Genomic DNA, 22606 nt, shown 5'->3' with positions numbered 1-22606 from the left:
AAGGTTTAATCATGGAAGAATTATCAGACAAAATCAGAGAACTGGTTTACAAAGACAACGCAGCCGAACTGGATAAAATCCTGGAAAAGCATTCATATTTCGCTTTCCGCAATTTTCTTTCCAAAGGTTTGCTGCAATTTGCCGCAGGGGAGAATGCGTTAAATATCTGCAAGCTGCTGCACTCAAAAGGTATTTCTCCGGAGGATGTGGCAGGACAGCTGCAAAATACCGCCTTGCAGGAGGCGGTTAGCTACAATCATCCCGCTGTATACCGATGGCTTTTGAGTATCGGGGCAAATCCCAACGGCAATGTTGCCGCCCTTGCGCCCGCTATCGACCCGGCTGTTGTCGATAACAATAGCGCGGCGGTAAAGGCGCTTTTGGAAGCAGGGGCAGAACCGAATTTTCTCTATTCCGCCAGAAACTGTACGCCGCTGGATGTCTGCCTTGCCTTCGGACATACCGAATTGGCGGATTTACTGAAAGAATACGGCGCAGTACAGGCTAGGATTCCGTTTGATTTCTCAGAATATGAAAACAGCGGCGTACTGGATCATATCCATACCCATGTCGGCAATATTTTGAATATCGAATTTGCCGTAAATCCGGAATATTCGCTGCGGCTGGCAACCATTAGAAGAGACAGGGACTTCAAACTTCTGTTTACCAACGGGCTGTATAAAAGACAGCCGCGTTATGAACTAATGGTCTGCATCGACTACCAATGGCCGGTAAACCAACGCCTGATTCCGGAAAACAATCCCTATGCTTTTTTCATGCTGATTTTGGAAAAGATTGCAGGCTGCCTGAAAAACGATACGCCCAAAGAAGGCATGATTTTTGACCGTTCCGATTTTGACTCTATTCCTTGGCCGAGCAATATGGACGGGCTGATGCTGGTGGATTACCAGTTTGATAAAGATAAAGATACGGATGGGCAGACAGGAGATGAAGACGTAACCCTATGGCTGCTGGTGCCTTTTTCCCACCCTTTACCGAAAAATACCGAGAAACTCATCGCACGGTATAAGACGGCCAAATGGAAAAAAGTCGGCTACCGATGGCAACGGGATGATACGGCTACCGTGATTCCGGCTTTTCCGGAAATGCAGCAAGCGTAGCCCGCCTGCGTAGTGTGTGTGCGTCCCGCACGCACGTGGTTTCAGCTTTCAGGTAGCCCATTCCCCCTTCAGGCTACCTGAAAAAACACAGCACCAACGCAGTTAAAAAGTGCAGGCTGCTTTTTAAACCGTTTGAACTCTTAAAAGCAGCCTGCACATCCGCATCCGCACTGACCTCAGAAGCGACACGGCCCACTACTGCTACGCCCTCCTCGGCCGTATCATTACTCAAGGTAACGGTAAATAAAATCCCCATCCTGAACAGAAATGTCTATTGTTTGAATTTTATTTCCTTCTGCTGTACGGCTGAGTAATTCTCGACTGATCTGCGGCAAAATAGTATTGGTAAGAATCGCATCGATCATGCGTCCACCTGATTCTATTTCGGTACAGCGTGAAATAACTAATTGCAGCAAGCGTAGCCCGCGCGGTAGGGTGTGTGCGGAACGCACGCACGCGGCTTTTAGCCTGCACCTCATCCCTAAAAGGCTACCTGAAAAAAGTGCAGGCTGCTTTTTAACGGCTTCAAAGCCCTAAAAAAGCAGCCTGCACTCCACCGACCAAGACAGCTACGAACCGCTTGCCCACGTCTTCTACAACAACAAAGACGAGAAACTCTACCTGTCCTACTACCACACCGACCAAATCGGCATTCCGAGGGAACAGACCGACCAGTTCGGCAACCTGCTGTGGACGGGGGAGTATGATGCGTGGGGAAAATTAACCGCAGAGAACAAGATTTACCCGAACGCGCATCAGCCGTTCAGACTTCAGAATCAATATTTTGATGCAGAGACGGGGTTGCATTACAACCTGATGCGGTATTACGACCCGAACTGTGGAAGGTTTATTAACCAAGATCCGATTGGGTTGGCCGGGGGCGAGCATTTGTATGTGTTTGCACCAAATGCTCAGATATGGGTTGATCCGTTGGGATTGAGTGGTTATACATTACGTAGGAGTATGGAAAGACAGGGTATTTTTAGACCTAATTCAACTTGGCAAACACATCATTTAATTCCGGAAGAAGTTTGGAAATCACATAAAAACTTTTTTAATAGAATTGGAATGAAAGGAAGAGATAGCTATCCTAATGGATTATATATGCCATCAGATAATGATGAGGCCACAAAATGTAAACGAAAATTTTATCATCGTGGGAGTCATGATAATTATAGTGCATTGATAGAAAAACGCATTCAGCGTTTAGAAGATAAATTAGATAAAGGCTTAATTACTCAACAAGAAGCTTTTGATAGTGTTCAGCGGCTTCAAAAAGTAGCAAAACGATTTTTATCCATGACCAGCAAAAACCCTATGAGATTAAATTAAAAGGATTCTATTATGAAAAACTTGATAATTTGGGGCTATCCAAGGAAAGATATAGATAAACAAAAAGAAAACAATATTCCTGTTAATCGTCTAATCGGGATTTCTGAACATTTTAACCCTAAAAAAACGCATCCAGATTTTGATTATGATTGGGTAAGAGGTGGGATACATGACAAAATTGTACCGATGCCCAAAGAAGTTATTATCTGTATAAAACAAATAAAATCAATTTCATTTGATTTTTTACCATTTATAGGAAAATTCTATTTAATTTATAAAAATTTATTGGATTTTATAGTTAACGAAGGGTTTGATTATAATTTTGAAAAAAGTCTTGCTCTACTCGTTAATACAAAAGGTATACCGCTAACAGAAGAACCTTTTTATCTAATGAGAATAATCAGATGGAAAATAAAAGAAGAGATTATTTATCCTGATTTACATGGGAAAAATGATGGGTTTTCTCTAGATGCGTTTTCAAAATCAGATAAAAATGTATTTTTAACACAAAATGAAAATTATATTGGAACATTAATCTTCAATGAATTATTAAAAGATGAATTATTATCGCGTTTTAAAAATCCATTTCTATATACATTAACAGAATGGAAAACTCATTCGTAAATGATAAATAAATCAACAGCAAGTGTAGTCTGTAGTAGAAGATTTAATTATGGATGATAATGAAATAAAAAATAAACTATTGGAATACGATACCCTGCTTTATGATTTTCAAATAGCAGTTTCAGAGCTTTCAGGTAGCCCCTAACAGGCTACCTGAAAAAAGTGCAGGCTGCTTTTTAACGGCTTCAAAGCCCTAAAAAAGCAGCCTGCACTCCACCGACTAGGACAGCTACGAACCCCTAGCCCACGTCTTCTACAACAACAAAGACGAGAAACTCTACCTGTCCTACTACCACACCGACCAAATCGGCATACCGAGGGAACAGACCGACCAGTTCGGCAACCTGCTGTGGACGGGGGAGTTTTTCAGGTAGCCTCTGCGTTATAATATTGCCCCTCCCCCCACGCGAGCCGAATCGTGAGCTTCTTCGAGCGTTTTATCCATGCCTTGCTGTTTGAAACCGGCGCGGTGCTGATTTCCGCCGAGGCTGTGCTGCTGTTTGGGCTTTCCCATGCCGGCACGGCGTTTGGCATGAGCGTGGCGGTATCGGTAACGGCGATGGTGTGGAATTTCCTGTTCAACTGGGGGTTCGACAAAATCTTCACCGGCCGGCGCGAGCGGCGCGGCTGGGGAGTGCGGATGCTGCAAACCGGCGCGTTTGAAGGCGGGCTGCTGTTTTTCTCCACGCCGCTGATTGCCTGGTTTCTGCAAATTACGCTATGGCAGGCGCTGCTCACCGACATCAGCCTCACCCTCTTGATTGTGCTTTATTCTTTGGCCTACAACTGGGCGTTCGACCACATACGCGCCTATTGGCTGGCCACTCGGCACAAGGTTTCCTAGCCGCCAGATTTTATTCTTTGTATAGATGGAGTAAAATCCGTCCAACACTCCAAACAGGCTACCTGAAACAGCCAAATCCCTTTTCAGGTAGCCCTAATCTTTATCCGAAACCGCAATTTATGGACAACAAACAACAACTGCAAGAAGGCCTTGCCGCCCTCGGCCTCAGCCTTTCCACCGCTCAGCAGCTTTTGCTGCTCGAGCACGCTTCGCTGCTGCAAAAGTGGAACCGGACTTATAATCTCACCGCCCTGCGCCGCAACGACCAAATCATCAGCCGCCACATTCTCGACAGCCTCACCTTGCTGCCCTATGTGAAAGAGGCAAAAACCTTGATGGACGTGGGCTCCGGCGGCGGCATGCCCGGCATTCCCACCGCCATCTGCCGTCCCGACCTGCAAATCACCCTGCTCGATGCCAACACCAAAAAAACCGCATTCCTGCAGCAAACCGTGATCGAGCTGGGCTTGGGCAACGTTACCGTGGCCGCCGGCCGTGTGGAAACCATCTACGATAAAAAAGTAGATGTGGTCACCAGCCGCGCCTTTGCCGAGCTGGCCGATTTTGCCGCGCTCACCAAACACCTGCTCAATGAAAACGGCTATTGGGCCGCCATGAAAGGCGTGTATCCCTACGAAGAAATCGAGCAGCTGCCCGCGAATATCGAAGTGGTGTCTGCCGATAAGCTCGACGTACCCTTGCTGGAAGCCGAGCGGCATATGGTGATCATGCGCCCCAAGCGTGCATGAATCCGCCTTAGCCTGAATTTCCAGCTTCCCCAACCCTTCCCATAGAAAGGCCGGATGATGAGCGCTACCGTTATCGCCATAGCCAACCAAAAAGGCGGCGTGGGCAAAACCACCACCGCCGTCAATCTGGCCGCCTCCCTGGCCGAACGCAAACAGCGCGTGCTGGTGGTGGATCTCGACCCGCAGGGCAACGCCACCACTGGCAGCGGCATTGACAAAAGCAGCCTGCACAGCGGCACTTATCAAGTGCTGCTCGAGCAGGCCGCAGCCGCCGATTCCCGCCTCAAAAGCCCGCACGGCCGCTACCACATCCTCGGCGCCAACCGCTCCCTGGCCGGAGCAGAAGTGGAGCTGATTCAGGAAATCGCCCGCGAGATGCGCCTCAAAACCGCCATCAAGCCGCTTCTGCCCGAATACGACTACATCCTCATCGACTGCCCGCCCACCCTCACCCTGCTCACCCTCAACGGCCTGGTGGCCGCCGACCGCCTCATCGTGCCCATGGTGTGCGAATACTACGCCCTCGAAGGCATTTCCGACCTCATCGCCACCGTGCGCAAAATCCGCAAAGCCATCAATCCCAAGCTCGACATCCTCGGCATCGTGCGCACCATGTACAACCCGCAAAGCCGCCTGTCGCTGGAAGTGGGCGAGCAACTGGAAAAACACTTCTCCCGCCTCGTGTTCAACACCATCATCCCGCGCAACGTGCGCCTGGCCGAAGCCCCCAGCCACGGCATGCCCGCCCTGGCCTACGACCCCAAAGCCAAAGGCAGCATCGCCTATCTGGAACTGGCCGACGAGGTCATCGCCCGCTGCAAAGCGGCTTAAAATCAGAGAGAAAGGCTACCTGAAATTTTCAGGTAGCCTCTTTTCCGTAGGGCGGGCAAGCCGTTGCCCGTGCAGAAATCATATCCGCGTCCGCTCAAGCATAGCAATACCGGAGCGAAAGTTATAGTGGATTAACAAAAATCAGGACAAGGCGGCGAGCCGCAGACAGTACAGATAGTACGGCAAGGCGAGACAACGCTGTACTGGTTTTTGTTAATTCACTATAAGCTGACTGGCCGCAGGCTACCTGAAACCCCGTTTGACAAGCCCCGCCTTGCTTTGTAAAGCCCCATTTTCCCACCACCCTCACGGAGAAGCCCATGCGCACCCTGTTTAAAGCCCTTGCCGCCTTCGCCCTCACCCTGTTTATTGCCGCCTGCTCCGGCAACACACCCGAAAAAACCGCCGAGCAGTTCAGCCGCAACGCCTACAACGGCGACGGCGACGCCGTGGTGGCCATGCTCTATATCCCCGCCGATGCCAAACCCGGCGAAAAAGAAATGGTGGAAGACAAAATGCGCGCCGTCGTCGCCGAAGTGAAAGCCAAAGCCGATGCGCGCGGTGGTGTGAAAAACATCACCGCCGAACCCGCCGAAATCAGCCAGCAAGACCCGAACCGCGCCAGCGTGAAGCTCGCCATCGAATTCGGCAACGGCGAAACCGACAACGACCGCGTGCAGCTGATTAAAATAGACGACGTCTGGAAAGCACGAGTCTTCTAACCATGCGCCGCCTCGTCCCGATTGCCGCCTGCCTGCTGATTGCAGCGTGTGCGGCAATCTTTTTGGCCAGCCACCCGGCCTTTTCAGGTAGCCTCACCGCCGATACGCCGCTGCCTGCCCGTACCGCCATCCTGCCCCCGAACGGCCTCCTGCAGGAAGGCGACTGGGTATTCCGCCACGGCACCGCCACCGACAGCCGCCTCATCCGCGAGCTCAGCCGCAGCCGCTTCTCCCACATCGGCATCGTGGTGCAAACCCGGCCCGAAGTATGGATTGCCCACGCCACCACCGACGACGATCCCGCCCGCCCCAACCAAGTCCTGCTCACCCCGCTGGCCGAATTTGCCGCACCCCACCTCTCCCGGCAAACCGCCTACGCCCGCCCCCGCTTCCTCAGCCCCGAACAACGCCGCGCCAGCGCCCGCCACGCCGCTGCCCAAGTTGGCCGCCCCTTCCGCCTCACCGCCCGCGCCGAACAGCCCTACTACTGCACCATCCTCCTGCTCAACGCCGTGCGCACCCAAACGCCCGCCTTCAATCCGCCCTGGCAACATATCGACCTGGCCGTATTCCGCGGCGAATACCTCTTCCCCGAAGCCTTCGCCCAAAGCGACATCGAATGGCTCGCCGTCATCCCCGCCCAAGCCGCCGCCGATGTCCGCTAAAGCAGCAAGCCCGGCGGCCAAATGTTTTCAGGTAGCCCCACCCCGCTTTGAGGCTACCTGAAAAATTGAAATCCGCGCCGCCGCCCTAATCTGCCGCCTATTCCCAACCGTTTCAAAAAGGAAGCACCATGCAGCAATTCGACGGCACCACCATCGTTTCCGTGCGCCGGGGCGGCCAAGTCGCCATCGGCGGCGACGGCCAGGTCAGCCTGGGCAACACCATCATCAAAGCCACCGCGCGCAAAGTGCGCAAACTGTATAACAACACCGTTTTGGCCGGATTTGCCGGCGGCACGGCCGATGCGTTTACCCTGATTGAGCTTTTTGAAGCCAAATTGCAGAAACACCAAGGCCGGCTCACCGTATCCGCCATCGAGCTGGCCAAAGAGTGGCGCACCGACCGCGCCCTGCGCCGCCTTGAGGCCATGCTGATTGTGGCCGACAAAGACAACACCCTCATCATCACCGGCAACGGCGACGTGCTCGAACCGGAAGGCGGCATCGCCGCCATCGGCAGCGGCGGCTCCTACGCCCAGGCCGCCGCCCGCGCACTGGTGGAAAACACCGAGCTGCCGCCCGAAACCGTGGTGAAAAAAGCATTGGAAATCGCCGGCAGCATCTGCATCTACACCAACGACCAGCACACGGTGGAAACGCTGTAAGCACCGGCCGAATGTAAGAAAGGCTACCTGAAAACGGTTCAAACCGGTTTTCAGGTAGCCTTTCTGTTTTGCACCAACGACTTTGCGGCTCACCTATAGGGGGAAAGGAACAGGTTTCAGGTAGCCTGCGGCATATGTGTATGGTTGGCGAAGGGGTAGCGGATTTGAATAAGGATGGCCAACGCCTCAGCGTTTTTATTTTAATACGATAGGAACACCCAACTGCCGTCATCGGCTTGATTCAAACACCAGGCTCGCAATAAGGCTACCTGAAAATAATCGGTTCACGGTTTTCAGGTAGCCTTTGGCCATCAGCCCCAATATTTATTTTCCCTTTTTCCTTTTCTCCGGCTCGCTGTTCCACCAGCGCCACAGCAGGCGGCCGAATTTGGGCAGCAGTTGGCGTTGTTTGTGGGCGGGCAGGACGGCGGCCTGCCACAGCAGCATGGCCAAGGGCAGGCTGTCGGCCAGTTTGAGCCAGTCGATGGGCCTGTTGGTGCGGTTTCGGCTTTGTTGGCGCAGCTGTTCGCTGCGGATTTTCAGGCGGGCGAGTTCGGCCTGCAGGGCGAGCAGTTCGCGCTGCTGCGCTTTGCTGAGCGGCTGCTGAGGCTGGGCGTTCATTCGGGCTGCTCCGGTACGGTGTCGGCAGGCTGGGTATTTATGCCGGAAGTGTGGCCGCGCAGGGTATCGAGGTCGCGGCGCATGTCGGCAAGGGTGGAGGCTACCTGAACGCCCGCCTGCCGCCAGCCGGACAGGGCGCGGGCGAGCAAGAACCAGGCGATCAGCAGGAGCAACACGGGCAGGCCGAAAAACACCCAGATTTTGGCGTGCACGGGCAGGACGGCATCGAGGCCGAAGAAGAGGCTGACCAAGGCGGCGAGCAGCAACACGCTGCCCGCGAGCAGGGCGGCGGTGATTTTGATGAAGCTGGTGGCTTGGCCGGAAAGGTCGATGCCGAGGATTTGCAGGCGCAGCAGCAAGAGCTCCGCGCCTTGGTTGACGAGGAAGCGGATGTGGTTGATGTTGTGTTTGAGGCTCATGCGGCGCTCCCGGTGGGATGGGGATGGGGTGCCAAATAGGCGGCAACGCGATGCCCTGCCTATTTGGCGCAACGATATAGTGGATTAACAAAAATCAGGACAAGGCGGCGAGCCGCAGACAGTACACACGTTACGGCAAGGCGAGACAACGCCGTACTGGTTTTTGTTCATTCACTATAAAACGCCCGCCTGCACAGGGCGGGGCGGGCGGCCGGGCGGCAAGGATTAACGGCGGTTGAGCAGCACGCCCACTACCAAGCCGGCGAGGGCGGCGAAGCCCATGGCGTAGTAGGGTTTGTCTTGCACCAGTTGGTCGGCTTGGCGGGCGGTGTGTTTCACGCGCTCGGCAGCCACTTCTTCAAAATCGCCCAATTTGCGCTGGGCGGCCTGCAATTTGCGCTGCAGCTTGCCGCGCAGCTGCTCGGCTTCTTTGCTACCTTCTTCAACGCCGCTGTGGTACAGCTCTTCCACATCGTCGAGTACGGAGCGCACTTCTTGCAAGAGTTCTTCTTTCTGCTGGTCAAAATCTTTACTCATGTTTAATCTCCTGATTAGGTTAAGAGTAACGGCATTCGGCCTGCCGTTTAAGATTATATGGAGCGGTGGGATGGTTTATCAAGGCTACCTGAAAAATATACCGCCATCTTTTCAGGTAGCCTTCCCCGCTCTGCCTGAGGCTACCTGAAACTCTGCGCCGTATGCGGCAAACCGATGGGGCGGTTTGATTTCACTTTTGCCACACCGTGGGCCAACCGCTGCCCGATTAGTATCGAATAGCGTTAATCCATTATATAATCAAGATTTTCTGTATTCTTTCCCCGGAGTGTTCGTGTCGGATTTGAGCAAAGGCGTGGTGTTGTGCCTGCTGTCGCAACTGCTGTTTAGCGTGCTGTATCTGTTTAGCCATTGGATGCAGCCGATTAGCGGCACGGATGTGTTCGCACTGCGCATGGTGGTGATGGCGGCGGGGCTGTGGCTGATCACGCTGCGCCTCATCGGCCTGCCTGCCATGCTGCGCTTTGTGCGCACGCATTTGAACAGCCGCCGCCGTTGGCTGCTGTTTTTATTGGGCACGGCGGATGTGGCCAGCCAGTTTTGGCTGTTTATGTGGGCGCCGGTCAATAACGAGGGTGTGAATGTGGCGATGGGCTATTTCCTGTTTCCGGTGGTGATGGTGCTGGCGGGGCGGTTTTGGCTCAAGGAGCGGCTCAACGGCCTGCAAACCGCAGCGCTGGTGCTGGCAGGCTTGGGCGTGGCGCACGAAATATGGACGCAACAGGCCTTTTCGTGGACCACGCTGTGGGTGTGCCTGGCGTATCCGGTGTACTACCTCTACCGCCGCGAGATGAAAATCCCCGCCCTGCAAGGGCTCACGCTGGACCTCACGCTAATCCTGCCCTTTGCGCTGGCCTATCTGCTGTGGCACGCGGATATGACTGCCTGGGTGCTGGGCGAGCCGCGCTATTGGCTGCTGCTGCCGCTGCTGGGCATGGCCAGCGCGGTGTCGATGTCGCTTAATCTGAAATCGGGGCTGCTGCTGCCGGTTAATTTGTTCGGCATGCTCAGCTATGTAGAACCGGCCTTGCTGTTTTTACTGGCGGTGTTGGTGCTGAAAACGCCGGTGCAGCCCTCGGCCTACATCACCTACGGCCTGATTTGGGCGGGGCTGCTGCTTTTGGTGGCCAACGGCTGGCGCAGCATGCAAAAATCTCGCCATAAACAAGTTTAATCAAACCATGCTGCATTAATAGCATAAAATAATTCTTTTATTTCACGCACCGAGGAACACCATGACCGAATCCCAAACCCGCCAGCTGCCCGCGCACGAACTGGTGATGTCCGAACTGATGATGCCCAACACCGCCAATTTCAGCGGCAATGTGCACGGCGGCGAGCTTTTGCGCCTGCTCGACCAGGTGGCCTATTCCTGCGCCAGCCGCTACAGCGGGCACTACTGCGTTACCCTGTCTGTGGACAAGGTATTGTTTAAAGAGCCGATTCACGTGGGCGAGCTGGTTACGTTCTACGCCAGCGTCAACTACACCGGCCGCACCTCCATGGAAGTCGGCATCCGCGTGGAAGCACAAAACATCCGCACCGGCCAGGTGCGCCACACCAACAGCTGCTACTTCACCATGGTGGCCGTGGAAAACGGCAAGCCCGTGCCCGTGCCGCCGCTGCAAATCACCAGCGAGCGCCAGCGCTGCCGCCACGAAAAAGCGCTGCAACGCAAACAGCTCAGCCTGCAAGCCTCCGCCTCCCTTTCCTGCGGCTGCGAAGCGGAATAAGGCTACCTGAAACTTACAGGCCGGGCAGAAATGCCCGGCAAACCGGCACGGGCGCAAAAGGCTACCTGAAAATAACCGGCAGCCTTCAGCCCGCGCACCGCTTGCGATAAAATACCGCTTTTTTCCAGGATTCCCGAAATGTTCCGAACTTTGCTGGGCGGCAAAATCCACCGCGCCACCGTTACCCGTGCCGATTTAAACTACGTAGGCAGCATCACCGTGGATTTGGATCTGCTCGATGCGGCTGGCATCTGCGTGAACGAGAAAGTGCAGATTGTGAACAACAACAACGGCGAGCGGCTGGAAACCTACACCATCGCCGGCGGGCGCGGCAGCGGCGAAATCTGCCTCAACGGCGCGGCGGCGCGGCTGGTACAGCCGGGCGACGTGGTAATCATCATGTCGTACGTTTTGCTCTCCGAGCCGGAAATTGCCGCACACCGGCCGAAAGTGGTGCTGGTGGATGCGCAAAACAAAATCCGCGACGTCATCGACTACGAGCCGGCCAATACCGTTTTGTAAACACCCAAGGCTACCTGAAAGCAAGGCCTCGGCAATGCCGGGCTTGGATTTTGTGTAGCCAAAGCGGCCGCTTTAACAGCGCCAAAATCCCAAACCGAGTTTCAGGTAGCCTGCCGCCCCGTTTTCAGGCTACCTGAAACCCCAAACCACCCGTTTTCAGGCAGCCTCAAGCCAACCATGAATATCCTCATCAGCAACGACGACGGCTACCAAGCCGAAGGCCTCGCCATCCTCGCCCGGGTGGCCGCCGAATTTGCCAACGTGCGCGTGGTCGCCCCCGAGCGCAACCGCAGCGGCGCCAGCAATTCGCTCACGCTCGACCGCCCGCTGCGCATTCAGGAAGCCGCCAACGGCTTCTATTTTGTGGACGGCACGCCCACCGACTGCATCCACCTCGCCCTGCACAGCCTGCCCGATTTTCAGCCCGATTGGGTGTTTTCCGGCATCAACCACGGCGCCAATATGGGCGACGACACCCTCTATTCCGGCACCGTGGCCGCCGCCACCGAAGCCTATCTGCTCGGCATTCCCGCGATTGCCTTTTCGCTCAACGACAAAAGCGGCCGCTATTGGCGCACCGCCGAACAAGCCGTGTGGCGGCTGCTCACCCATCTGTTTGCCGCGCCCAAGCCCACCGTGCCCGTGCTGTGGAACGTCAACATCCCGGCGGTGCCGGAAAACCAAATCCAAGGCATCGCCACCGTGCGCCTGGGGCGGCGGCATCATCAGCAAAGCGTGGTGGCCGCCCGCAGCCCGCGCGGCGAGAATGTGTATTGGATTGGCGCGGCCGGCGAAGTGCTCGGCCGCGAAGAAGACACCGATTTCGCACAAAACGAAGCCGGCATGATTACGGTTACCCCGCTCTCCGTGGATTTAACCGACCACGCAGGTCTAGGCGGCGCGGCGCAATTCTGGCAGGGCGCCACACGATGAACGCAGCACACTCCGGCAGCAGCTTCGATTGGCGGCGGCGCAATATGGTGCAGCGGCTGGCCAAAATGGGCATCGGCCGCGCCGACGTGCTCGCCGCCATGGGCAACGTGCCGCGCCATGTGTTTGTGGAAGAAGCCCTGCGCTCGCGCGCCTATGACGATATGTCACTGCCCTTGGGGCTGGGGCAGACCATCTCCCAGCCCTACACCGTGGCCGTGATGACCCAGCTCATGCTCGGCGACGCGGCAGCGGAAAACTTCGGCCCGGTGCTGGAAATCGGCACCGGCTGCGGCTACCAAACCGCCGTGCTGCAAGCCGTGGGGCTCAAGCAGATTTATTCGGTAGAGCGGCTGCAGGCGCTGCACGAAAAAGCCAAACACAACCTGCGCACCGCCCGCCTGCTCGGTGGCACGCGGCTGGTGTGCGGCGACGGCTACCTCGGCCTGCCCGAAGTCGCCCCGTTCAACGGCATCCTCGTCACCGCCGCGCCCGCCGAAGTGCCGCTGCCCCTGCTGCAACAGCTCGCCGTGGGCGGCCGCATGGTGATCCCGCTGGACGAAGGCGGGCAGCAATACCTGTGGCTCATCGAAAAAACCCCCCACGGCTTCCACGAAACCTGCGTGCACGAAGCCCGCTTCGTGCCGCTGATTAACGGAACTTAACCGCGATATACGCCGCCCAACCTTGCATGAAACCGCACGGATTGCTTATGATTGCGCTGTTTCCGTGCACAGAAAGCCCGTATCCCCATGAATCAATTATTTACCTTCCGCACCCTTCCCCTCATCCTCACCGTTTTCCTCGGCGCCTGCGCCCTCACCCAGCCGCCCGCCCCCGTAGTGTCCGGCAACGGCGCAGGCTACGGCAACAACTACGGCGGCAACACCGCCGCGGCCGACAGCAACCCCTACGGCGCGCAGCCCTACAGCCCGCCTGCCGCCACCCAATCCGCCAACACCACCCCCTACTCTCCGCCCGCTGCTGCGCCCGCCCCCTACTCTCCGCCCGCAGTCGGCGCCACCCCTGCCGGCGGCAGCGGCTACACCCCGTCTTACGCGCCCGTTGACCCCAACGCCGCCCAGCACACCGTGGTGCGCGGCGACACCGTGTACAACATCGCCCGCCGCTACCGCATCAGCCAAGACAATCTGCGCGCTTGGAACAATCTGTCCGACAACAACATCAACATCGGCCAAGTATTGCGCGTGAAACCCGCAGGCTACACCCCGCCCGCCACCGCGCAAACCCCACCGCCCGCTACTGTGCCGCGCACCACCCCCGCGCCTGCGCCCACGCCCGCCCCGTCGGCCAACACCGCGGCCACCCCGGCCGCCACGCCTTCCGTATCCGGCAGCACCCGCAGCGCCGCCGGCATCACCTGGCAGCGCCCCACCGCCGGCAACATCCTCACCCGTTTCGGCGGCAGTGAAAAAGGCATCAACATCGGCGGCACCGCCGGACAGCCCGTTGTGGCCGCTGCCGACGGCAAAGTGGTGTACAGCGGTTCCGGCCTGCGCGGCTACGGCAACCTCATCATCGTGCAGCACAACCAAACCTACCTCACCGCCTACGGCCACAACCAGCGCCTGCTCGTGCGCGAAGGACAAACCGTGCGGCGCGGCCAAAGCATTGCCACCATGGGCAACAGCGACAGCCAGCGCGTGCAGCTGCACTTCGAGCTGCGTAAAAACGGCCAGCCGGTAGATCCGCTGCAATATATTCCGAACTAATCCCTCGGGCGAAACAAAGGCTACCTGAAAATTTTCAGGTAGCCTTTTATTTTAGTCGAAGAGCCTATTGCTCCGGTTGTTGCTGTTGCTGCCGCTCTTGCTTGGAGTGATAGAAATAGAGATAGGCCAAGCCGAAGGGCGCGATAAAAACAGACATTGTCCAGCACAAGGTAATGGTGAAGATTTTGCTCACCAGCATCACGATCGGATTGACCAAAACAATATTCCTGCCGAGGATGAAACCGACAACGCTCTCATAAACGAACCGGGAGTAAGGATACAGGAACTGGCACAGGGTAAACAGCGGGATATGGCGTAGATTCCCCGTCTGGACGGACATCCAAACCACCCCGCCATAAAGCACTAAACCAAATAAGAAATGCCGAACATAATAGGCCGTTGTCAGGCCGCCCAGCGTTTTGCGGAGAAAATCGTGGATGGAATTCATTTTGCCCTCCTGTAAGTGATATTGACGGTTGTTTCAATGTTACAATCACATTGTAAATTCAGCCGTTGCCGCCAAACCAGCCACGCTTAGGGCAGAAAAAACCCGACTGGTGGGCAACTTTAACCGAACAAGGTGTCTTAATGAATGTAAACGACAAAATCAGAATGCTGCGGGAATTCAATCATTGGTCGCAAGAGGAGATGGCCGAGCGCTTGGGTATGTCGCACAACGGATATGCCAAAATCGAGTGCGGCGAAACCAAGCTTTATCTGGACAAACTCAGCCAGATCGCCCAAATTTTCAACATCAACCTCTCCGATTTGGTATCCGACGGCGAGAAAAACGTTTTCTTCTTCCTGCAAGAAACGCAAGACCACACCAGCGCCAATTACTATGGCTCGTCCGATCTGGCGGCCGAAATCGAAAAATTGAAGCTGATCGTCGCCCACAAAGATGAAATCATCGAACAGAAAAACAAAGAGCTCGCCGCCCAGCAGGAAATCATCGCCCTGCTGAAACAACACGTCCGGCAGGAATAAACCACCCGGCTGTCCGACAGACTAAAGGCTACCTGAAAACCGCAAACCGGTTTTCAGGTAGCCTTTCGTTGAATATGGCGGCTGCCGCGTTTCCGCTATACCGCCTTCCGCCCGATGCTCACCCTATCCAGCCCGGCCAAGTCGCGCAGGGTATCCACCTGCTGCCAGCCGTGTTCGGCCAAAATGCCGCGCACGGCTTCGCCTTGGTTCCAGCCGTGTTCCAGCAGCAGCCAGCCGCCCGGTTTCAGGCAGCCTTGGGCTTGGGCGGCGAGGGTGCGGATATGGCTGAGGCCGTCGGCAAAATCGGTGAGTGCGGCGGTGGGCTCGAAGCGCAGGTCGCCTTGTGTCAGGTGTTCGTCGCCAGCCTCGATGTAGGGCGGATTGCTGGCGATGATGTCGAACAGGCCTTCTGCCGCGGGCAGAGCCGCAAACCATGAGCCTTGCGCCCATTCGATGCTTGCGCCCAGCACAGCGGCATTGGCTTGCGCCACAGTCAGCGTATCGTGGCTGATGTCGGAAGCGCGTACGGCGGCATCGGATCGTTCCAGCGCCACGGTAATGCCAATGATGCCACTGCCGCAGCCCAAATCCCACAGCCGCCCGCCCGGGGGCAGGCGTGCAAGCGCGGCCTCCACCAAAAGCTCGGTTTCGGGGCGCGGAATCAGCACGGCTGGCGACACGCGGAAACTTCTGCCGTAAAACTCGCGGCTGCCGAGCAAATAAGCCATCGGCTCGCCCCGGCGGCGGCGCGCGGCCAGCATATCGAGTACGGCGCGCTGCGGCTGCGGCAGCTCGTCGCCGCTGCGGCTGATCAGCCGCACATGAGAGATGCGGCACACGGCTTCCACCAGCAGCCGTGCCTCCAGGCGGGGCAGGCGGCAGGAATCGAGCCATTGTTGAAAAGTCATGGTTGCTTCTTTGTTAAATCAAACGGCGGCTATGGTAGCTGAAACGACGGCACGGCAAAAGGCTACCTGAAAGCGGCGGCTCTGCGCAGCGATAGTGGATTAAAATGAAAATGGCAGCGGCTATATTGAAGCGATGTTTTCAGGTAGCCTCCCATCCTGCCCGCCTGGCAACCATTTTCTATGCCAAATAGGCCGTTTTTGCCGACGTAGTTGAACAGTGTGCCCATGCGGAAGGCTACCTGAAATTTAGTCGGCTGCCTGTGCTCCAACGGCATCCATCCCTAACCTGTCCGCCCATCTGCCGCAGGCAATAATCTGCCAAAAAAACGCGGCTATTGCAGCTTTATCCCTTACCCACAAAAGCTGTGGAAAACTTTGTGGAAAACCCTGTGGGAAGCGTAAGATTTCCTGATAAATCAGGCCTTGGCTTAGGTTGCGTAAAAAATGGCCAATTTTTTAAAAGTATAAAAATATCAAATGATTAAATGAAAGCGAAACTTGTCAAGCAGCAGATTTGAGCCTTTATGCCAATCCGAAAGCGGCTTCCTTAGCCCCTTGTGGGAAAACCAAAAAAATTTCCGCCAAAACGCTTGACAGAGCGCGCAGCTAACGTAAATTGCCGTCCTGTCTGAGGATTTGCCCAGCGAAAGATTTATCGTGCCATCAAACCCGTTTTTTCCATCCAAACATACCGACACCCCGCCCGCCGCCTGGTTGTTTTGCCGCGTGATCGACAACTACGGCGACATCGGCGTTTCCCTGCGGCTGGCATGCCGACTGAACGAAGCCGGTTTTCAGGTAGCCCTCTGGCACGACCATCCCGCCGCGCTGGCCAAACTGCTCGGCGATGCCCCGCTGCCCGCCGATATTCGGGCACACCACTGGCAGGGCGACGCGGCCGAAAGCATTGCGGCTGAATTGGCCGCAGTTGCGCCCACCTTAGTAATCGAAACCTTCGGCTGCGATTTGCCCCCCGCCGCGCTTGCCGCCGTCCGCGCACACCGCCCGCTGTGGCTCAATTGGGAATACCTCAGCGCCGAACCTTGGGCGGAAGCCATGCACGGCAAGCCTTCGCTGCAAGCCGACGGCACGGAAAAATATTTTTGGCTGATGGGTTTTAGCGAAACCAGCGGCGGCCTCCTGTGCGAAGCAGGCTACCTGAAAAAGCAGCAGGCCTTTCTCGCCAACCCCGCCGCCCAAGCCGCCTTGCGCCGCCACTTGGGGCTACCTGAAACCCCGCGCCGCGCCGTGCAATGTTTCTGCTTCGGCTATGCCGGCGCACAGTGGGCCGATTGGCTCGCCGCCTGGCAGGAAGCGGGCGAAGCCTTAGACGTATGGCTGGCCGACCGGCAAATTATCCACAGCCTGCACCAAGCCGGCGCGATTCCCGAGCACGCCCTGCGCGGGCCCGGCAGCGTGTGGCAGGCCGGTGCGGTGCGGCTGATCCGCATCGGCTTTGTGCCGCAGGCCGAATTTGATGCTGTGCTGTGGCTGGCCGATATGGCCATCGTGCGCGGCGAAGACAGCTTCGTGCGCGCCCAGCTCGCCGGCAAACCCCTGCTGTGGCACATCTATCCGCAGACCGAGCAGGCACACCTGCCCAAGCTGCACGCCTTCTGGCATAAAGCCGCCGCGTTTGCCCCGCTGCCCGCCGCCCACCAAGCCCTTTCCGACGACCTGAACCACGCCGCCGCACTCACGCCCGCCGCCCGTGCCGAAAGCTGGCGGCAACTGCTGCAACAACTGCCGCAATGGCAGCAGGCTGCCGAACAATGGCAGGGCGGACTGCTGCGCCAACCCGATGCCGTAGAGCGCGTGTTGGCGCGCTGGCCGGGGCTGTTGGGCTGAAGAATACATTGCTGCCGCCCAAACAGCTTCAGGTAGCCTTTCAAAGGCTACCTGAAAACCAATCCGGGCAATAAATTACATTTACACGCCGCAAAAGCCCGCCCGCACAGATTTCGGTATAATGCGCCCGTTTTTAACCATCTTAATGAGAACAAACCCATGAAGCACACCCTCTCCGCCATCTTGCTGGCCGCGCTGCTGCCTTTGGCCGCCTGCAACGCCCAGCCCGCCGCGCAGCAAAACGCCTCCGGCGCTGCTGCTTCGGCCGCCTCCGCGCCCGCCGGCAGCCCCGAAGCCGTTATCCGCAACAAGCTCACCCAAACCTACGGCGATCAAGGCCTGGAAGTGTTGAGCGTTATCCCCGCTCCCGTCAGCGGCCTGTATGAAGTGTTCCTGTCCGGCAACCAGCTGGTGTACATGACTGCCGACGGCAACTATATGTTTACCGGCGATTTGATCGATGTGAACAAACGCAGCAACCTTTCCGAAACCCGCCGCGAAGAGCTCAACCGCATCGATTTCTCCACCCTGCCGCTCGATTCCGCCATTAAAGAAGTGCGCGGCAACGGCAGGCTGAAAGTGGCCGTGTTCTCCGACCCCGACTGCCCCTTCTGCCGCCGTTTGGAAAAAGAATTCGAGCAGATGACCGACCTCACCATCTACAACTTCATGATGCCCATCCCCAGCCTGCACCCCTCCGCCGAAGCCAAAGCCGTGCGCATTTGGTGCAGCCCCAACCGCACCGCCGCTTGGACCGAATGGATGCGCAAAGGCACCGTGCCGCCCGAATCCGCCGGCTGCGAAAACCCGGTGAAAGAAACCATGGCGCTGGGCAACCGCTACGGCTTCAACGGTACCCCCACCGTGGTATTCCCCAACGGTAAGGTGATGGCCGGCTATATGCCGAAAGAAGAATTGCAAAAAGTATTGGAAGCCAACCAGAAATAAGGCCTGCACCGATAGTTTGCAAACCAACAACAGGCTGCCCGAAAACCATTTTCCGGTTTTCGGGCAGCCTGTTGCTTTGGAATGCAGTTGGGCACTATAGCCTGAAAACCGGTTGTTTGGCCGGAGGAAGGCTACCTGAAAATGCAGTGCGGCGGGTTTGGCGGGGCGGAAGCCGCTACCGCCCCAAAATCGCGTCTAAAGCCTCGCGGCTGGTGGGACTGAATACGTTGAGTGCGCCGGAGAGGAGCAGTGTGCCGGGTGTGAGGTCTTCGCGGTCGGGGGGCGGGGTGCGGCAGGTGAGGACGCAGTCGAACACGCCCATGTTGGTGGCGTTGTCTTGCCAGGACAGGGTGATTTGTACGTCGAGCACGGTGCCGACGGGGATTTCAGGTAGCCCGAAGGTGAGTTTGCGGGTGCCGAGCAGGAAGCCGAGCTGCACGGGGCGGCCGGCGTCCAGCGCATGCGCGCCCGCCCATGCGCCCACGCCTTGCGCCATGATTTCGAGGCCGAGCCAGCCGGGCAGGGCGTTGGCGCCGTCGGGAAGCAGGATGCAGTCGGGCCGGATGGTGCAGGCGGCGTGCAGGTTGTTGTCGTCGTAGGATAGAACTTCGTCCAGCAGCACCATGCGGCCGCTGTGCGGCAGGAGGGCGGCGGGTTGTTTAATCGGACATTGGGGCATGTTCTTCTCCGATGATGAGGACGCTGTTGTTGCCGCCGAAGGCAAACGACGAACTCGCGCCGATGCGCCGCCCTTGCGGCCACCGGCTGCCTGAAGCGGTGAGCGCGATAGGCGGCAGTTCGGGGTCGGCTTGGCCGTCCCACAGTTGGGGCGGCAGGCTGCCTTCCGGGTTGTCGCGGCGGCTGGCGATGCCCCATACGAAGGCGGCTTCGAGCGCGCCGGCTGCGCCGAGGGTGTGGCCGGTGAGCGGTTTGGTGGAAGTGGCGGCGGTGTGGCTGCCGAACACTTCGGCCACGGCGCGGCTTTCCATGCCGTCGTTGAGCAGCGTGCCGGTGCCGTGCAGGTTGATCCAGCCGATGCTTTCGGGCGGCAATCCCACATGGTTTAAGGCTACCTGAAAAGCCTGCGCCGCGCCGAGGCCGTCGGGGCGGGGGGAAGACATATGGTGCGCGTCGCTGCTGGCGCCGTAGCCCAAGAGCGGCAGGGCGTCGCCGTTATCTTCGCGGGTCATCACGAATACGGCGGCGGCTTCGCCGATGTTGATGCCGTTGCGGTTGCGCGAAAACGGGTTGGCCATGCCGTCTGAAAGTACTTCCAGCGAGGCGAAACCGTTGATGGTGAGCGGCGAGAGCGTGTCCACGCCGCCGCACAACACCGCGTCGCATACGCCCAGCCGCAGCAGCCGCGCCGCGCTGATGAGCGCCCGCGCGCCGGACGTGCAGGCGGTGGATACGCCGTAGCACGCGCCCTGCAGGCCGTACGCCGCCGCGGCAAAATCGGCGGGCGAGGAAAGCAGTTGCGCCTGCTGTTTGAACGGAATGTCCGCCCAGCCGCCGCCGTTTGCAACGTGTTGGAACAGCGGGATATTTTCATCCGCGCCGCCCACCGACGTGCCGATGACCACGCCGATTCTGTCTGCGCCGTAGCGGCTGAGGGCTGCCTGAATCTGCGGCTCGATTTGCGCTAAAGCGTCCCACAGCAATTGATTGTTGCGGCTGCGGTGTTCGGCGGGCAGATGGTCGGGAAACGGGCGCAACGGGCGGTTTATCGCGCCGAAAGCACGGTTTTTGCCCTTCACCCATTCGGTGGAAAACGTGAGCGGGCTGTTTTCAGACGGCCTCAACAAACCATCCAAATGCTCCGCCAAACCGCTGCCCAAAGCCGACACCAAACCCGGCCGGCCGAGGTATGCCCGTGCCTTATTCATCATTCTCTCCCAAAGGCGTTAGCCGCCATTTCGCCCCGCCGCCCTCCAACTCGCGCGGCCGGCCGTCTGAAAAACCGTTTTCCAACAGCGGGAACATTGCCGTGAACACCGCCTGCGCGGCATGGTTCGGCGGCACGAAGCCGTCGCGCCGCCAGCCGCTTTTCGTGGCCAGCAAACGCGCCAGCGGCGCACCGAACGCATCGGTTTGAATCCAGCGCGACTGCCCGCCCGTCTCGCCCTGCACCACCAACAGCGACACCTGCTCCGCCGCGCCGGTTTCATCCAGCCGCTCCAGCTTGAAACGGCGGCTCTCGCCCGCCGCCAAATGCGGCAAATCCTGCGGCGCGAAAGTGGCACCGCAGGCGGCAAGCAGCAGCGTGGCAAGAAGGGGGGTAAGGAATTTCGGCAAAGTCATTTTCAGGTAGCCTTTCGGGGCGGGAAGGAAGGCGGGATTATAGACGAAGCCGGGCGCGGCTGCTTGGAAAGCAAAGGTTAGGCTGCGGATTTTTCAGCCATTAGAGATGATGGCGGCCTTAGCCGCATATAGTGAATTAACAAAACCAGTACGGTGTTGGCCCGCTTTGCCGTAACGTGTGCACTGTCTGCGGCTCGCCACCTTGCCCTGATTTTTGTTAATCCACTATACTTCCCCAAACAAACCGATTTCCGAAATACCAGCTGATCGGGAGATACGCAGGGTTAAAGATGAGTTGAACCGCCGGCCGAGAAAAACACTTGGCTGCGAAACGCCAAGTGTTTTATTCTTGAATCTGTTCTAACCGCTAGTACCTAAGTGTTGCGCTTGAAATCCGAATTCAAGAACCTTTATTACTGCCGTATTCAAGCCCTACCACTCAAACGGCAGCCCGAGCTCCTCGGCCAAGCGGCGCATTTCGTCCAGCGTTTTGGGCAGGATGGGAATACCGCTTTGTTTGCGTTCGCGGCAGCATTCGGCTTCTTTTTCGCCGTGGATATAAATCCGCTCTTGGCCGGCGGCTTTTGCCGATTCGCGCAGCTCTTGCAGATAGGCGCTGAAACGGCTGCGGATGGCTTGGGCATCGCCGAAGATTTCCGGGTTGAAGGCGGCGAAATGGTGGCAGATGCCGGCATGGCCGTTTTTCATGGTGTGGTTGGACGTGGTGCCTTGCGACAGGCAGGCGGAGAAAAATTCCACCAGCACGGCATAGCCGTAACCTTTGTGGCTGCCGAACAGCTCGCTGCCGCCGCCCAAGGGATACATGCCGCCGCCCAAGCCTTGGCGTACGCATTCCACGATAATCTGCGGGTCGGTTTCGTCTACGCCCCGGCTGTTAATCGCCCAGCCCAGCGGGGCGGTCAGGCCTTTTTTGAGGTATACCTCGGGCTTGCCGAAGGCAACCACGGAGGTGGCGGCATCGAGGCTGAAATCGGTCGGGCTGGCGGGAATGGCCACGGCAATGGGGTTGGTGCCCATCATCGGGGTACGGCCGTAGGTGGGCACCACGATGGGGAAGGAGTTGGTCATGGAAATGCCCACCAGGCCTTGGCTGGCGGCCATGCTGCTGTAGTAGGCGGCGATGCCGTAGTGGTTGGAATTGCGCACCGACACCATGCCGATGCCGCTTTGTTTGGCCTTGTCGATGGCAATCTGCATGGCATAGCGCGATACGAGCTGCCCCATGGCGGCATGACCGTCCACCACGGCCGACACGGGCGTTTCAAACACGGTTTCCGGTTTGGCGCCGATGCGCACGAAGCCGCCGTTGATATGCTGGCGGTACATTTCCAGCCGCTGCGAGCCGTGTGTGTCTACGCCGCAGAGGTCGGCAGCCATCAGCACATCGGTAATCTGCGCCGCTTCTTCGGGCACGAAGCCGTATGCCTTAAAGGCGGCCTCGGTAAACGCGCGTAGGGCTGCGGCATCAATTTTTTTAATCGTTTGCATTGCTTATCCTCCTCCGCTTCTGCGGCAACAAAAAACCGGTTC

The 22606-nt window shown here is 57.5% G+C and carries 30 protein-coding genes and 2 pseudogenes; 21 read left to right on the top strand and 11 right to left on the bottom strand.

All coding sequences use genetic code 11. The features are described from left to right. Positions 1 to 11: 11 nt before the first annotated feature. The gene (locus ELB75_RS00725) at positions 12 to 1121 is read left to right on the top strand and encodes an ankyrin repeat domain-containing protein (protein ID WP_126982259.1); all 1110 of its coding nucleotides are present in this window, start codon (positions 12 to 14) and stop codon (positions 1119 to 1121) included. A gap of 224 nt (positions 1122 to 1345) precedes the next feature. On the opposite strand, the gene ELB75_RS12785 is transcribed toward ELB75_RS00725, so the two are convergent. Continuing rightward, positions 1346 to 1486, bottom strand: coding sequence for a hypothetical protein (locus tag ELB75_RS12785; protein ID WP_241236094.1), 141 nt, complete (start codon positions 1484 to 1486; stop codon positions 1346 to 1348). Positions 1487 to 1667: 181 nt separating this feature from the next. Between ELB75_RS12785 and ELB75_RS12390 the strand changes: the two are divergent. The 10 genes and pseudogenes from ELB75_RS12390 to hslV all read left to right on the top strand — a co-directional run. Continuing rightward, a pseudogene (locus ELB75_RS12390) lies at positions 1668 to 2000 on the top strand (RHS repeat-associated core domain-containing protein); the annotation flags it as partial. Between the two features lie 15 nt (positions 2001 to 2015). Beyond that, positions 2016 to 2453: an AHH domain-containing protein gene (locus tag ELB75_RS12780; protein WP_126982257.1), complete on the top strand. Its 438-nt coding sequence runs from the start codon at positions 2016 to 2018 to the stop codon at positions 2451 to 2453. Positions 2454 to 2465: 12 nt separating this feature from the next. Continuing rightward, complete coding sequence (locus ELB75_RS00710) at positions 2466 to 3077, top strand: Imm43 family immunity protein (protein WP_126982256.1); 612 nt, start codon at positions 2466 to 2468, stop codon at positions 3075 to 3077. Positions 3078 to 3358: 281 nt separating this feature from the next. Then, entirely contained in the window at positions 3359 to 3451 is a 93-nt protein-coding gene (locus tag ELB75_RS13085; RefSeq protein ID WP_346962723.1) for an RHS domain-containing protein, read from the top strand. 44 nt (positions 3452 to 3495) lie between these two features. Then, positions 3496 to 3921: a PACE efflux transporter gene (locus ELB75_RS00700; RefSeq protein WP_126982255.1), complete on the top strand. Its 426-nt coding sequence runs from the start codon at positions 3496 to 3498 to the stop codon at positions 3919 to 3921. Between the two features lie 119 nt (positions 3922 to 4040). Next, a complete protein-coding gene (gene rsmG, locus ELB75_RS00695) occupies positions 4041 to 4670 on the top strand; it encodes a 16S rRNA (guanine(527)-N(7))-methyltransferase RsmG (RefSeq protein ID WP_126982254.1) in 630 nt (209 codons plus the stop codon). A 57-nt stretch (positions 4671 to 4727) separates the two neighbouring features. After that, positions 4728 to 5501 (top strand): ParA family protein, encoded by a 774-nt coding sequence (locus tag ELB75_RS00690; RefSeq protein WP_126984163.1) that lies wholly within the window; start codon positions 4728 to 4730, stop codon positions 5499 to 5501. A gap of 320 nt (positions 5502 to 5821) precedes the next feature. Continuing rightward, positions 5822 to 6223 carry a DUF4878 domain-containing protein gene (locus tag ELB75_RS00685; RefSeq protein ID WP_126982253.1) on the top strand — a complete coding sequence of 134 codons (402 nt, stop codon included), beginning with the start codon at positions 5822 to 5824 and terminating at the stop codon, positions 6221 to 6223. A 2-nt stretch (positions 6224 to 6225) separates the two neighbouring features. Next, positions 6226 to 6888 (top strand): YiiX/YebB-like N1pC/P60 family cysteine hydrolase, encoded by a 663-nt coding sequence (locus ELB75_RS00680; protein ID WP_126982252.1) that lies wholly within the window; start codon positions 6226 to 6228, stop codon positions 6886 to 6888. 128 nt (positions 6889 to 7016) lie between these two features. After that, positions 7017 to 7550 (top strand): ATP-dependent protease subunit HslV, encoded by a 534-nt coding sequence (gene hslV / locus ELB75_RS00675; protein WP_064106263.1) that lies wholly within the window; start codon positions 7017 to 7019, stop codon positions 7548 to 7550. A 324-nt stretch (positions 7551 to 7874) separates the two neighbouring features. On the opposite strand, the gene ELB75_RS00670 is transcribed toward hslV, so the two are convergent. The 3 genes from ELB75_RS00670 to ELB75_RS00660 form a co-directional block, all read right to left on the bottom strand. Continuing rightward, positions 7875 to 8171, bottom strand: a complete 297-nt coding sequence (locus tag ELB75_RS00670; RefSeq protein WP_126982251.1) for a hypothetical protein — start codon at positions 8169 to 8171, stop codon at positions 7875 to 7877. After that, positions 8168 to 8590 carry a phage holin family protein gene (locus ELB75_RS00665; protein ID WP_126982250.1) on the bottom strand — a complete coding sequence of 141 codons (423 nt, stop codon included), beginning with the start codon at positions 8588 to 8590 and terminating at the stop codon, positions 8168 to 8170. The genes ELB75_RS00670 and ELB75_RS00665 overlap by 4 nt, the downstream gene beginning before the upstream one ends. Before the next feature lie 225 nt (positions 8591 to 8815). Beyond that, positions 8816 to 9127 carry an ElaB/YgaM/YqjD family protein gene (locus ELB75_RS00660; protein ID WP_126982249.1) on the bottom strand — a complete coding sequence of 104 codons (312 nt, stop codon included), beginning with the start codon at positions 9125 to 9127 and terminating at the stop codon, positions 8816 to 8818. Positions 9128 to 9419: 292 nt separating this feature from the next. Here ELB75_RS00660 and rarD point away from each other — a divergent pair, with 292 nt between their 5' ends. The 6 genes from rarD to ELB75_RS00630 all read left to right on the top strand — a co-directional run bounded on the left by rarD (position 9420) and on the right by ELB75_RS00630 (position 14063). Then, the gene (rarD, locus tag ELB75_RS00655) at positions 9420 to 10319 is read left to right on the top strand and encodes an EamA family transporter RarD (protein ID WP_164726754.1); all 900 of its coding nucleotides are present in this window, start codon (positions 9420 to 9422) and stop codon (positions 10317 to 10319) included. 61 nt (positions 10320 to 10380) lie between these two features. Continuing rightward, a complete protein-coding gene (locus tag ELB75_RS00650) occupies positions 10381 to 10878 on the top strand; it encodes an acyl-CoA thioesterase (protein WP_126982247.1) in 498 nt (165 codons plus the stop codon). 138 nt (positions 10879 to 11016) lie between these two features. Next, positions 11017 to 11400, top strand: a complete 384-nt coding sequence (panD, locus tag ELB75_RS00645) for an aspartate 1-decarboxylase (RefSeq protein ID WP_064090581.1) — start codon at positions 11017 to 11019, stop codon at positions 11398 to 11400. 177 nt (positions 11401 to 11577) lie between these two features. Next, complete coding sequence (gene surE, locus ELB75_RS00640; RefSeq protein WP_126982246.1) at positions 11578 to 12333, top strand: 5'/3'-nucleotidase SurE; 756 nt, start codon at positions 11578 to 11580, stop codon at positions 12331 to 12333. Beyond that, positions 12330 to 12995, top strand: coding sequence for a protein-L-isoaspartate(D-aspartate) O-methyltransferase (locus ELB75_RS00635; protein WP_126982245.1), 666 nt, complete (start codon positions 12330 to 12332; stop codon positions 12993 to 12995). Before surE ends, ELB75_RS00635 begins: the two co-directional genes overlap by 4 nt. An 87-nt stretch (positions 12996 to 13082) precedes the next feature. Next, positions 13083 to 14063, top strand: coding sequence for a peptidoglycan DD-metalloendopeptidase family protein (locus ELB75_RS00630; RefSeq protein WP_126982244.1), 981 nt, complete (start codon positions 13083 to 13085; stop codon positions 14061 to 14063). Positions 14064 to 14127: 64 nt separating this feature from the next. On the opposite strand, the gene ELB75_RS00625 is transcribed toward ELB75_RS00630, so the two are convergent. Beyond that, positions 14128 to 14511 (bottom strand): hypothetical protein, encoded by a 384-nt coding sequence (locus ELB75_RS00625; protein WP_126982243.1) that lies wholly within the window; start codon positions 14509 to 14511, stop codon positions 14128 to 14130. A 140-nt stretch (positions 14512 to 14651) separates the two neighbouring features. Here ELB75_RS00625 and ELB75_RS00620 point away from each other — a divergent pair, with 140 nt between their 5' ends. Beyond that, positions 14652 to 15050 (top strand): helix-turn-helix domain-containing protein, encoded by a 399-nt coding sequence (locus ELB75_RS00620; RefSeq protein ID WP_126982242.1) that lies wholly within the window; start codon positions 14652 to 14654, stop codon positions 15048 to 15050. A 95-nt stretch (positions 15051 to 15145) separates the two neighbouring features. Here the strand turns inward: ELB75_RS00620 and prmC are convergent, their stop codons facing one another. Both prmC and ELB75_RS12585 read right to left on the bottom strand, forming a co-directional pair. Then, positions 15146 to 15958 (bottom strand): peptide chain release factor N(5)-glutamine methyltransferase, encoded by an 813-nt coding sequence (gene prmC / locus ELB75_RS00615; RefSeq protein WP_126982241.1) that lies wholly within the window; start codon positions 15956 to 15958, stop codon positions 15146 to 15148. A gap of 62 nt (positions 15959 to 16020) precedes the next feature. Further along, entirely contained in the window at positions 16021 to 16185 is a 165-nt protein-coding gene (locus ELB75_RS12585) for a hypothetical protein (RefSeq protein WP_206501471.1), read from the bottom strand. A gap of 430 nt (positions 16186 to 16615) precedes the next feature. On the opposite strand from ELB75_RS12585, the gene earP reads away from it, so the two are divergent. Next, positions 16616 to 17806 (top strand): elongation factor P maturation arginine rhamnosyltransferase EarP, encoded by a 1191-nt coding sequence (gene earP, locus ELB75_RS00610; RefSeq protein ID WP_164726753.1) that lies wholly within the window; start codon positions 16616 to 16618, stop codon positions 17804 to 17806. 159 nt (positions 17807 to 17965) lie between these two features. After that, positions 17966 to 18754 carry a DsbC family protein gene (locus ELB75_RS00605; protein ID WP_126982240.1) on the top strand — a complete coding sequence of 263 codons (789 nt, stop codon included), beginning with the start codon at positions 17966 to 17968 and terminating at the stop codon, positions 18752 to 18754. 175 nt (positions 18755 to 18929) lie between these two features. Here the strand turns inward: ELB75_RS00605 and ELB75_RS00600 are convergent, their stop codons facing one another. The 3 genes from ELB75_RS00600 to ELB75_RS00590 are packed head-to-tail and all read right to left on the bottom strand — an operon-like array spanning position 18930 to position 21055. Further along, positions 18930 to 19433: a hotdog family protein gene (locus ELB75_RS00600; protein WP_126982239.1), complete on the bottom strand. Its 504-nt coding sequence runs from the start codon at positions 19431 to 19433 to the stop codon at positions 18930 to 18932. Then, entirely contained in the window at positions 19414 to 20640 is a 1227-nt protein-coding gene (locus tag ELB75_RS00595) for a beta-ketoacyl-ACP synthase (RefSeq protein ID WP_126984161.1), read from the bottom strand. Before ELB75_RS00595 ends, ELB75_RS00600 begins: the two co-directional genes overlap by 20 nt. Then, on the bottom strand, positions 20633 to 21055 hold the full coding sequence (locus ELB75_RS00590) for a hypothetical protein (RefSeq protein ID WP_126982238.1): 423 nt from the start codon (positions 21053 to 21055) through the stop codon (positions 20633 to 20635). The genes ELB75_RS00595 and ELB75_RS00590 overlap by 8 nt, the downstream gene beginning before the upstream one ends. 228 nt (positions 21056 to 21283) lie before the next feature. Here ELB75_RS00590 and ELB75_RS00585 point away from each other — a divergent pair. Beyond that, positions 21284 to 21419, top strand: a pseudogene (locus ELB75_RS00585) (IS30 family transposase); the annotation flags it as partial. Between the two features lie 68 nt (positions 21420 to 21487). Here the strand turns inward: ELB75_RS00585 and ELB75_RS00580 are convergent. Continuing rightward, positions 21488 to 22564 (bottom strand): Ldh family oxidoreductase, encoded by a 1077-nt coding sequence (locus ELB75_RS00580; RefSeq protein WP_126982237.1) that lies wholly within the window; start codon positions 22562 to 22564, stop codon positions 21488 to 21490. Between the last annotated feature and the right edge of the window lie 42 nt (positions 22565 to 22606).

Origin of the sequence: Eikenella corrodens (assembly GCF_003990355.1) — a bacterium.
Lineage (GTDB): Bacteria > Pseudomonadota > Gammaproteobacteria > Burkholderiales > Neisseriaceae > Eikenella > Eikenella corrodens_B.
This window is presented reverse-complemented; position numbering and strand designations above follow the sequence as displayed.